At 69.7% G+C, this 9,572-nt stretch carries 12 protein-coding genes and 1 pseudogene; 8 read left to right on the forward strand and 5 right to left on the reverse strand.

What is annotated here, in order from left to right; genetic code table 11:
• Window positions 1–196: 196 nt before the first annotated feature.
• Window positions 197–526, forward strand: coding sequence for a hypothetical protein (locus ABT006_RS34500; RefSeq protein WP_350712670.1), 330 nt, complete (start codon window positions 197–199; stop codon window positions 524–526).
• Between the two features lie 87 nt (window positions 527–613).
• On the opposite strand, the gene ABT006_RS34505 is transcribed toward ABT006_RS34500, so the two are convergent.
• Window positions 614–1,027: a hypothetical protein gene (locus ABT006_RS34505; RefSeq protein WP_350712671.1), complete on the reverse strand. Its 414-nt coding sequence runs from the start codon at window positions 1,025–1,027 to the stop codon at window positions 614–616.
• Window positions 1,028–1,287: 260 nt separating this feature from the next.
• A complete protein-coding gene (locus ABT006_RS34510; RefSeq protein ID WP_350712672.1) occupies window positions 1,288–1,521 on the reverse strand; it encodes a hypothetical protein in 234 nt (77 codons plus the stop codon).
• 40 nt (window positions 1,522–1,561) lie between these two features.
• On the opposite strand from ABT006_RS34510, the gene ABT006_RS34515 reads away from it, so the two are divergent.
• The 4 genes from ABT006_RS34515 (at window position 1,562) to ABT006_RS34530 (ending at window position 4,348) form a co-directional block, all read left to right on the forward strand.
• Window positions 1,562–1,885, forward strand: a complete 324-nt coding sequence (locus ABT006_RS34515) for a tyrosine-type recombinase/integrase (RefSeq protein WP_350712673.1) — start codon at window positions 1,562–1,564, stop codon at window positions 1,883–1,885.
• Between the two features lie 272 nt (window positions 1,886–2,157).
• A complete protein-coding gene (locus ABT006_RS34520) occupies window positions 2,158–2,322 on the forward strand; it encodes a hypothetical protein (RefSeq protein WP_350712674.1) in 165 nt (54 codons plus the stop codon).
• Between the two features lie 633 nt (window positions 2,323–2,955).
• Window positions 2,956–4,125, forward strand: coding sequence for an ISAs1 family transposase (locus ABT006_RS34525; RefSeq protein WP_350712675.1), 1,170 nt, complete (start codon window positions 2,956–2,958; stop codon window positions 4,123–4,125).
• A gap of 16 nt (window positions 4,126–4,141) precedes the next feature.
• Window positions 4,142–4,348, forward strand: a complete 207-nt coding sequence (locus ABT006_RS34530; protein ID WP_350712680.1) for a calcium:cation antiporter family protein — start codon at window positions 4,142–4,144, stop codon at window positions 4,346–4,348.
• Window positions 4,349–4,387: 39 nt separating this feature from the next.
• Here ABT006_RS34530 and ABT006_RS34535 read toward each other — a convergent pair whose 3' ends face one another.
• On the reverse strand, window positions 4,388–4,882 hold the full coding sequence (locus ABT006_RS34535; protein ID WP_350712676.1) for a GyrI-like domain-containing protein: 495 nt from the start codon (window positions 4,880–4,882) through the stop codon (window positions 4,388–4,390).
• Between the two features lie 154 nt (window positions 4,883–5,036).
• Between ABT006_RS34535 and ABT006_RS34540 the strand changes: the two genes are divergently transcribed.
• A complete protein-coding gene (locus ABT006_RS34540) occupies window positions 5,037–5,837 on the forward strand; it encodes a phytanoyl-CoA dioxygenase family protein (RefSeq protein ID WP_350712677.1) in 801 nt (266 codons plus the stop codon).
• A gap of 2 nt (window positions 5,838–5,839) precedes the next feature.
• Window positions 5,840–6,715 (forward strand): TrmH family RNA methyltransferase, encoded by an 876-nt coding sequence (locus ABT006_RS34545; protein WP_350712678.1) that lies wholly within the window; start codon window positions 5,840–5,842, stop codon window positions 6,713–6,715.
• A 30-nt stretch (window positions 6,716–6,745) separates the two neighbouring features.
• On the opposite strand, the pseudogene ABT006_RS34550 reads toward ABT006_RS34545, so the two are convergent.
• Both ABT006_RS34550 and ABT006_RS34555 read right to left on the reverse strand, forming a co-directional pair.
• A pseudogene (locus tag ABT006_RS34550) lies at window positions 6,746–6,946 on the reverse strand (transposase family protein); the annotation flags it as partial.
• A gap of 688 nt (window positions 6,947–7,634) precedes the next feature.
• Window positions 7,635–8,426 (reverse strand): DUF2785 domain-containing protein, encoded by a 792-nt coding sequence (locus ABT006_RS34555; protein ID WP_350712679.1) that lies wholly within the window; start codon window positions 8,424–8,426, stop codon window positions 7,635–7,637.
• 608 nt (window positions 8,427–9,034) lie between these two features.
• On the opposite strand from ABT006_RS34555, the gene ABT006_RS34560 reads away from it, so the two are divergent.
• Window positions 9,035–9,466 carry a transposase gene (locus tag ABT006_RS34560; RefSeq protein WP_350712681.1) on the forward strand — a complete coding sequence of 144 codons (432 nt, stop codon included), beginning with the start codon at window positions 9,035–9,037 and terminating at the stop codon, window positions 9,464–9,466.
• The last annotated feature ends 106 nt before the right edge of the window (window positions 9,467–9,572 follow it).

A 9,572-nucleotide genomic window follows, 5' to 3' on the forward strand; every position in this document is an offset into this window, starting at 1 on the left:
TGTCGCCGGCATGACACAACCTTCCCGCCTACACGACGAACAGCTCATCCGTCCGCTCGTTCCTGCCGCCCTGCCCACCCGGCCCCGCCCGTGCCCGAGGCCGATGCCGGCACTGCCTCTTCACGTTCCTCCGCCGGTGTTCGCCGCCGCGCAGGGCGTGCTGCTGGGGATGGCTGTCCCGTCAAACTGCGGCCGGGTGACCGCGCAACAGGTCCTGCACCCGTTGGGCTGGAAGCCTGGCCGCCGCCTCGACATCCAGCCACATGAGGGAATGCTCGTCGTCTGCTCGGCCCACGACGGACGACACCAGATCGGCAGCCGCGGTGAACTGCCCCTACCGGCACCTGCCCGGCGAATGTGCGGAATCAAGCCAGGCCAGCCGGTGCTGCTCGCCGCTCTCGTCACCCACGACCTGCTCGTCGTGCACCCCGCCAGCACCGTCGTCCGCCTCCTCTCGCCGACCTACACACTCGACTTGCGGGAGCTGGACATGTCCGCTGACGCCACCACCATCGCCGCCGCGTAGCAGGTCCTGGCTCACCTCGGCGTCACCCTGACCGACCTCCAATCCCACACCGACGGCCCAGCCGCCCTGCCGACGATCGCCGAGTACCTACCCCGCGTCATCGCCGCAGCAGGCCCCGGCGCCCAACGCACCTACGGCACCTACTGGCAGCGCATGGCCACCGTCTGGGGCGACCGACCGCTGGACGCAGTAGCGGCCAGCGACGTCGAGGCCATGAAACAGCTCCTTACGCGACTCCTGCCACAGGCCCCTGACGAACGCCGTACCGGCACGCATGTCGCCGCGGTCCCCGTCGGGCGGTTCGCCCCAGGGCTCCGGTGCGCCGATCACCAGGTAGTCCTCGATCATCCCCGCACCGTAGACCGCCATGAAGCGCCGGTACACGGCCGGAAAGGGTCGCCCCCAGGACTCGGTGATCTCGTCCCAGTCGACCGTCGTGTCGCTTTCCGTCTCGGGCGGCATGAGGCGCAACAGCGCCTCCAGCTCCGCGGGTTCAGCCATCCCGTCTCCTCAGCTCGGCGATCAACTCATGGCCCCAGTTGCAGGGGCATGACATTGCCGTTCCAGGTCTTCCGAGGGCTGGCCGGGTCGTGGCGCGACTGCCCAGAGCTGCACAGCACCCGGACGCCTTCGTTGACCAGGTCGGTGCCGAGGCCGCCGTCACCGCCTGGCGCCGACACCTCATCGCCACCAAGGCCAGCCCGTCCACCGTCAACCAAGCCCTCGCCGCCGTCGATCTCCTCTACGAGGTCGGCGCCGGTCTACGGCTGAAGGTCAAGCGCGTCCGGGTGCCGCGCCCCGGCGAGCCCGACGCGCTCACGCCGAAGGAGCAGGGAGCGGTGGAACGCGCCGCCGACCGCTGCGGCGTCCGCGACGCCGCGATCGTGACCGTGCTGCTCTACACCGGCGCCCGGGCGCAGGAGTGCGCCCGCCTCGACCTCGACGACCTCGCCCTCACCGCCCGCACCGGCACCATCCGCCCGCACCGGCACCATCCGCCTGCACGGCAAGGGCGACGAAGTCCCCCAAGTCCCCGTGCCGCCGCCGGCCCGCGACTGGCTCACCGCCTGGATCCGCCACCGAGGCGGCGAGCCGGGACCGCTGTGGACCGGCCAGCGTGGTCGGCTTACCACCTCCGGCATCACCCAGACCGTGCTCGCCGTGGGCGCCGACGCCGGCCAGCCCGGCCTACGCCCGCACCGGCTGCGCCACACCTACGCCACCCGGCTTCGCCAGGACGGCGCCGACCCGGCCGAGGTGCAGGCGCTGCTCGGCCACGCCTCTCTCGACACGACCGCCCGCTACTTCCGCGCCGGTGCCGCCGAACAGGCGGCCGTCGTCGAGCGCATCTTCGGCTGAGCTGGTGCCCCGTCGCAAACGCCGGTCTGTCCAGGTACATCTTGAGGTTGTAGGTGAACCGTCCTTCTTCTTCACGTGCGGCGCGTCCTGCCGCAGGTTTCAGGACGAACAGGTTGTGCAGGGCGGTCCGGTTGTGCGCCAAGTCGAAGATGTCATCGGGTTGGCGGTGTCGCCCATGAAGATGAAGACCATCTTCTTGTCGATCCAATAGGAAGGTGGGGTACTTGATCAGCACCCCACCTCCTGCCTGCCGCTCCCGGTAGCCGAGGAACGTGAAGTGGTCGTGGGCGAGCCAGCGGAGCAGCTCCACCGAGTCGGTGATGTCCTTCTACCTGCTGGTGGACCGCCGAGGCCTACGCCGCAGGACCACGCCGACCGCCCCGATCGCGGCCAGGGACACCGCGCTGATGGCCGCGATGGCGGCCGGCGCCACCTGACCGGCGACCTGCTCGCTCAGCACGACGATCCCCACCATCGAGCCGATCGCGAGCGTCGCGACCAGCAGAACTCCGCCGATCCCGGCCGTTTCCGCAGCTAGTGCCGGGTCGGGCTGGCTCCGCCGAGGATGTCTGGTTACGCTAACCATCTGGTTCCTACCTTCCATCGCGCCATTCCGGGTTGCCGGCAGGCGGGACCATCGACGGTCCCTGGGGTGCCACCCGGGGACCGTTTTCGTCTCGCTTGCATCGTCGCCGGCCCTGGGTGGGTCGACGCGATGAGCGTGACATGGGGTCACTGTTCCTGCCGTCGCCTGACCCTATCGGGCGCGGAAGAGCGGCCTCCAGCCTTGGCGCGTCCGGCAGTGCGTCTCGCGGGCGCTACGGAGGCCGGCGGCTCTGCCCCCGCCGGTAGGCGCGGCGGGGCGGTCCGGAAGCTCGGGCTGCTTGGTGCCACCGCGGTGACTGGTAGAGGATCTTGCGGGCCAGGGTCCAGGGCCCCGGCAAAGTCGTGGCGGTGTCTGACTTGAGTGGACTGGAGTAGAAGCGCCGCTGTTGGCGGCAGCAAGACGGGCATGACCGGATCAGAAGATCATCAAGGCTCCTACGCCGTGTTGATCGCCGAAGTGAGTCATGCCCGCCCTGCCATCATCGCTGATCTCGTCGGTGTCGCGTGCACCGGCTCTGACCGTGTCCGAAGCCGCTGGTGGACTGCTCGCTGCGCTGGCCGATCTGCCTGATACGCGGGCCCGGCGAGGTGTGCGGCACCGGTTGACGGTCGTGGTGACCGCTGCGGTGTGCGCGGTGGTGGCCGGCAACCGGTCGTACAGCGCGATCGCTGAGTGGATCGCCGACGTGCCGGCGGCGACCGCGTTCGCGCTCGGCATGGCCCCGGACCGGCGCCCGTCCGAGGCGATGATTCCCCGGTTGTTGCAGGCTATGGACCCGCAGTTCCTTACCGCGGCGGTCAGCGTCTGGCTTGCCGGGCGGGCTGCTGCCGGCATGTCAGCGTCCCGTCGAGCGATCGCCGTGGACGGCAAGACCCTGCGCGACTCACGCACCACCGACACCCCAGCCTGGCACGTCCTCGCTGCCTGCGACCAGGCGGTCGGCCTGGTCCTGGCCAGTGCCGACGTCGATGGCAAGACCAACGAGATCACCCGATTCGCACCGCTGCACGACCAGATCGGCGACCTGCGCGACACCGTGATCACCGCCGACGCGTTGCATTGCCAGCGTGAGCACGTCGACTACCTCGCCGAACGCGGCGCGCACTGGATCCTGACCGTCAAGGGCAACCAGCCCAGCCTGCACCGCCAACTCTGCGGTCTGCCCTGGCGCGGCGTTCCGGACGCCTTCCGCGACACCGACCGCGGGCACGGCCGCCGCGAGATCCGCACCGTGAAGGCCCTGACCATCTCCACCGGCATCGACTTTCCACACGCCGCTCAAGCCCTGCAGATCCGCCGCCGCAGACGGCACCTGGACCAGCCGAAACGTTTCACCACCGAGACCGTCTACGCCATCACCGACCTGCGTGTGCACCAAGCGAAACCGGCACAACTGGCCGCGTGGATCCGCGGCCCCTGGAACATCGAAAACAAGATCCACTGGGTGCGGGACGTCACCTACGACGAAGATCGATCCCAGATCCGTACCGGCACCGGACCCGAAGTCATGGCCGCCCTCCGCAACGCCGCCATCAGCGCCCTACGCCTGACCGGAGTCACCAACATCGCCGCCGCCAACCGACATCACGCCCGCGACAGCACCCGCCCGCTGGCCCTACTCGGCATCACCTGACGACTTTGCCGGGGCCCTGCTCGCCGGTGGCAGCGTCGTCGTCGACGACGAGGTGCTCTCCTGGCACCTGCCGGTGCTCGTCGGCATGACCGCCCTCGCCGCATGCTTGCTCTCCACCGGCCGGCTACGGCGCTGGCACGGATACGTGCTGCTCGGCCTCTACGTCGCCTACTGGGTCGTCAGCTTCGCCGTCTTCGGCGAGGCACCGGTCGAGGCCGACTGACCGGTGACCTGCAGTGCCGGTCGAATGCTCACCGATTCGCTACGCCGGCTCGACGGGCAGCCAGAGTTCACGGGTCGCGGCGGTGAGGTCGTTCGTCGGCTCGGGCACCGCGACGATCTCCGGGCCCGGCCGCAGCCGCCACGGGTGGAAGGGAAACCACCCGGCGGCGGCCGTGGCCCAGGTCTTCCGCAGGGTCTGCGGATGCGGACCCGCGGCCCGGATGACCACCCATCGGCCGGCCGGGACCTCGATGACGTCGAGGTCGTCCGGGATCGGCGTACGCGGGGACACGGCGACCCCGTGCAGGTAGGTCAGCTCGCTGCCCTCGTCGTAGTCCGCGTCGACGTCGTCACAGACGGCGAGCAGCCCGCTTGGGTCGGTGTCGCCGAGCGCCTTCAACCGCAGGTGCTCCTCGGCCGGCAGCGCGGCGATGTGCCGCTGGATGTACGGGTTGACGCCTCGGTGGATAAGCGGAACCCGGGCAGCGTGCCCCACGAGCCGGAACGCGGGACGGTCGACGATGCGCGTCTCCATGGGTTCGCTCCCTTCGACAGTTGGGCGGAACCTGAGCTGTGCTGCGGTGCGACAGTGCCTGCGTATCGTGTCCGAGCGCTGTTGCGGCACACCCGACAGAAGCGGCGCGGAAAGTGTCGGGTGATCGGGATCGGTGTCGCCGCAGGATGGGGCCATGGATGACACGACCCTGGTATCCCGGTTCCTTCGCGACGGCTTCGTGAAGGTGGCGGGTGCCGTCGCACCGCGCGTGGCCGCGGATTGCGCGCGGCTGCTGTGGCGGGAGACGGGCTGCGACCCGGACGACCCCGCCACGTGGACGCAGCCCGTGCACTGGGTGCCCGGCATGGCGCAGGGGCCGTTCGCCGCCGCACCCAACTCCCCGTTCCTCCATCACGCGTACGACCTGCTCGTCGGCGCGGGACGCTGGGAGCCGCGCTACTCGCTGGGCACGTTCCCGTTGCGCTTCCCGCACCGGGAGGAGCCGAACGACGCGGGCTGGCACATCGAGGGCAGCTACCTGCCGGAGGGCGCGACCTGGTACTTCACGAATCTGTACTCCCGGGGCCGGGCGCTGCTGATGCTGTTCCTGTTCAGCGAGGTCGGCGAGGAGGACGCCCCGACCCGGATCCGCGTCGGCTCACACCTCGACGTGCCGCAGGTGCTGGAGAAGTACGGGGAGGACGGGGCGAGCGGGCTGGACCTAGCGCCCGAGTTGGTGGCGGCGTCCGATCACCGGCCACTCGCCCTGGCCACCGGGTCCCCGGGCGATGTCTTCCTGTGCCATCCGTTCCTGGTGCACGCGGCGCAACCGCACCACGGGACGCGGCCGCGCTTCATGGCCCAGCCGCCGCTGATGCCGGCCGCGCCGTACGAGCTGGAACGGGCCGACGGCGCGTACTCGCCCGTGGAAATCGCGATCCGCCGAGGACTCGGGCAGGACACCCCCGGCCCCGACGTGCGAGGGAGGCGGTGAAGGTGCGGGTGAGTGGCCGCAACGCGCGATTCCAGCAGTGGGAGGCTCTGCTGCGCAATCGGACCAAGCGCCAGCGCCGCGGCGAGTTCCTCGTGCAGGGCGTACGCCCGATCGCCATGGCCATCGAACACGGCTGGCAGATCCGGGAGCTGCTCTACGACACCGACGTTCAGCTGTCCGGCTGGGCACGTGAGGCCCTGGACACGGTCCGGGCCGAGAAGTTCGCCGTCTCCCGTGAACTGATGCACGAGCTGGGAGGCAAGGCGGACGCGGTTCCGGAGCTGCTGGCCGTGGTCGGGCTGCCGGAGGACGACCTGCGCCGCATCCCGGCCGGGCCGACCATGCTCACCGTTGTGTTCGACCGGCCCACCAGCCCCGGCAACATCGGGACCCTCATCCGGTCCGCGGACGCCTTCGGCGCGTCCGGCGTGATCGTCACAGGCCATGCCGCCGACGTGTACGACCCGAAGGTGGTGCGGGCGAGCACCGGCTCGCTGTTCGCTCTGCCCGTGGTCCGGGCGCCCTCACCCCAGGCCGTGCTGTCCTGGGTCGCCGACCTTCGCGCCAACGGCATCGGCATCGGCGTCGTGGGCGCCGACGAGCACGGCGCGCTGGATGCCGCTGAGTACGCCCTCACGCAGCCCACGCTGCTCCTGATCGGCAACGAGACCACCGGTCTCAGCGTCGGCTGGCGGGAGTCCTGCGACCAGCTCGTCCGGATCCCGATGTCCGGGGCCGCCAGCTCCCTGAACGCGGCGGCCGCCGCGACCGTAGTGCTCTACGAGTCGGCACGCCAGCGGGGCAGCAGCCTGGCCGGTCGTCGAGGTGGTGGCGGTGGCCCGGCTGGCGAGCCAGACACCGATCGCCGTGGACAGTAGCTGCGGGTCCATGGCCTGCAGCAGTCGACGGATCATCGCTTCCGATGGGCGCCGGTCGGGAGTCATGCCCAGAGCGACAGCCGTCGTGGCCGGCACGTCGGCGACCCATTCGGCGATCCCGGCGTACGAGCGGTAGCCGGCCACCACGGCACACACCGCTGCGGTGACCACGACGGTCAGTCGGTGCCGGACACCTCGCCGGGCTCGTGGATCAGGAAGGCCAGGTGACACCCACCACGTCGTAAGGGCGACGAAGTGTCAGTCTGCGCAGGTCTGGTTGCGCGCTGTCGGAACGCGTGGGCGCTGGAAGGCGCGAGGATTCCGCGCCGTGCTACCGGGACGGTCGCCCACACTGAGCCCTTTCCAACCTGATCTTGTAGGTCAGACGGGCAGGCGAGGGTCGCAGATCGATGAGGGCGAGGCTCCAGGTAAGACAGCAAATAGACCCAACCCGATGCCCCAGCACGGGAGCCTCGCCTGTGCTGTCTTACCCCTCCACGATCTCGTTGTCCAGCCGGCCCCTGAACCACCTCGCTCGCCCCTTCATCCTCATGGAGATATCGCCGGGGCTGGTCGGGCACGGTTGATCGGATCAGGCCCTCGGTACTGGTGGGCTCTCGTATTCAACTGTCGCCAGTTCTCCGAGGAGTCCCACCGGCTGGTGACCTTGTGTGATCGCCAGCCGCGCACGGCTCCGCGTCCCGCCGGTCTCCTCGAGGAGGCGGCTGGTGGTCTTGTCGTGGTAGCCGAGAGCGTCCGCGATGACGGGGCGGGCAGTTCGAGGAGCTGCTGTCGGATGGCGGCACCGCGGACGGCTGCGACCGGGACGCCGATCCCGCACATGACCGCGGAAAGGTGGCCGGGGCGGGCCGGCTGGGGAAGAGCTGGCGGGGTGCCCGGCCGAACCGGGTGCCGTCGATCAGCGTCTGACGATCCGGTCGAGGACTGTGGCGATGCCGGACTTGACCGCGTCGCGGTGGTGGAGGGGTTCCGCGGGCAGTTCGCTGGTGGGGCGCACGCCCCGGTCGGCGAGGATGTAGAGCAGGCGCAGGGTACGCAGGCAGTTGCTGATGTGAGCGGGCACCGGAGTGCTGATGCGGTCGGCCCCGAAGCGGTCGGCGATCGGATCCAGCCAGCCGACGGCATCGTGCTCACTCAGGTCGGTACGGGTGAGGACCCGGGCGATCGCCCGGGCGAGGCGGTCGTCCTCCATCTGGTCGTAGACGTGGTCGGTGGGCGCCGTCAGCCGCGCGGCGGCGAGGTTCAGCATCCGCACCGGCGCCACCTCGGGGTGGCGACCGAAGCTGGCAAGCAGGTCCGCGCCGTGCGCCACCGCGTGAAGCCAGCCGAGCGTCTCGTCGTGGCCACGCAGATCCTGCTCCGCCGGGTACCAGTGCTCGAACGCCTCCACCCAGCCGGCCTTGAAGTCCCCCGCGGCCACCAGCATGTCGAGCACGAGGGGCGCGAAGGTGCGGGCCTCGACCCGCGGGTCGGTGAACCGGGTCGCCATCTCGTCCCCCAGCTCCAGCCGCCGGGACGTCCCGATCGCCCCGCGAGCGATCCAGGTCGCGAGGACGGCGTAGGGCGCGCCGTCCCGGACCAGTGGATCGGGATCTGCCAGGGCACGGGACAGCTCGCGGACGAGGTCGTCCATGGGCCGGTCAGCGGGCACGGCACAGTCGGCGGCCTCGACGCTCTTCCAGTCGGTCATGACGGGCAGAATAGGTCCGCACCGTTGCCGTACGCCTGCGAATTATGTCCAGGATTTTACCTCAACCCGTCAACTTCCCGACCAGACTCAGCAGTTTTGACGTCTGTATCACCCTGCCCGCTGAGGCCGGACAGGGTGATGCGCAGCGGCCCGGTCCAGCGCGGGATCGCCGCGAGCCCGTGACCGGCCGAAGCCGGACCACTGGTCACGCGGTGCTTGACTGGCAGGGTCAGGTAATCCAACTGTCTTGTATTCGCGTTGATGCCCGCTCCAGCAATCACGGTGAGTCACGCCGGCCCTGGTGCTGTTGGCCAGATCTGCCGCCGACGATCATGGTCTGACGATGGGGCGGCCGACCTGGATGCCGGACTGACAGTGATGCTGTCGAGACGACTGGCGCGCCATGTCAGCGGCAGATCCGGACGATGACGGGCGGGTCGCCTTCCAGTTCGACTACCAGGTGCCAGATGGGTGAGCGATGGGCTATCGGACGGCGGTGGTGGCGCTTGGGCGTTCAGCGCGGTGGTAGGTGCCGTGGGCGAGCAGGGTTAGCCATAGCCAGGCGGTGACGATCATGATGCGTTGAAACAGGCCGCCGAATCGCAGACATCGCCCGGTTCACCAGCCGCGACCACTTCGCCTCGTGGAACGGCACCGCACCGATCGACGCCTCGTCCGGCGAGCAAAACCGGCACCGGCTCTCCAGAGCCGGAAACCGGCGCATCAACCGGGCCCTGCACATCATGGCCATCGTCCAGCTGCGCCGGGACACCGAAGGACGCCGCTACTACCGGCGCAGACTGGCCGCGGGCAAGACCCCGATGGAGGCCCTACGAGCACTGAAACGGCGCCTGTCCGACATCGTCTACCGGCAGATGGTGGCCGACGCGAAGCTGCTCAAGACGGGTCCGGGAGGACACGCGGGGGCGACTCTGCAATCCAGCGCGGCCGACCCAAACCCCGAGATCGACACTTCGGAAAAGTCACTTCCCGGACCCGCCACACCCCAGCCTAGAACAACCCTCGCCGCCGCCTCTTGACACAGGAGGGGGGGAGTGTCAAGTTAACGGCTGATCTTGGTTGTTGAGGTGGTCAGTGGTTGGCCGGGGTGAGCCGGCCCTCGAAGGCGATCTGGAAGGCGTTCAG

It is taken from the genome of Micromonospora sp. NPDC002717, from assembly GCF_040295705.1.
In the GTDB taxonomy this organism is placed as follows: domain Bacteria; phylum Actinomycetota; class Actinomycetes; order Mycobacteriales; family Micromonosporaceae; genus Micromonospora.

What these genes read in the sequence shown, in the direction of transcription:
- ABT006_RS34505 (WP_350712671.1), bottom strand. Translation starts at nt 1,027, where the DNA reads ATGGCTGAACCCGCGGAGCTGGAGGCGCTGTTGCGCCTCATGCCGCCC.
- ABT006_RS34510 (WP_350712672.1), bottom strand. Translation starts at nt 1,521, where the DNA reads ATGGTGCCGGTGCGGGCGGATGGTGCCGGTGCGGGCGGTGAGGGCGAG.
- ABT006_RS34525 (WP_350712675.1), top strand. Translation starts at nt 2,956, where the DNA reads ATGCCCGCCCTGCCATCATCGCTGATCTCGTCGGTGTCGCGTGCACCG.
- ABT006_RS34535 (WP_350712676.1), bottom strand. Translation starts at nt 4,882, where the DNA reads ATGGAGACGCGCATCGTCGACCGTCCCGCGTTCCGGCTCGTGGGGCAC.
- ABT006_RS34540 (WP_350712677.1), top strand. Translation starts at nt 5,037, where the DNA reads ATGGATGACACGACCCTGGTATCCCGGTTCCTTCGCGACGGCTTCGTG.
- ABT006_RS34555 (WP_350712679.1), bottom strand. Translation starts at nt 8,426, where the DNA reads ATGACCGACTGGAAGAGCGTCGAGGCCGCCGACTGTGCCGTGCCCGCT.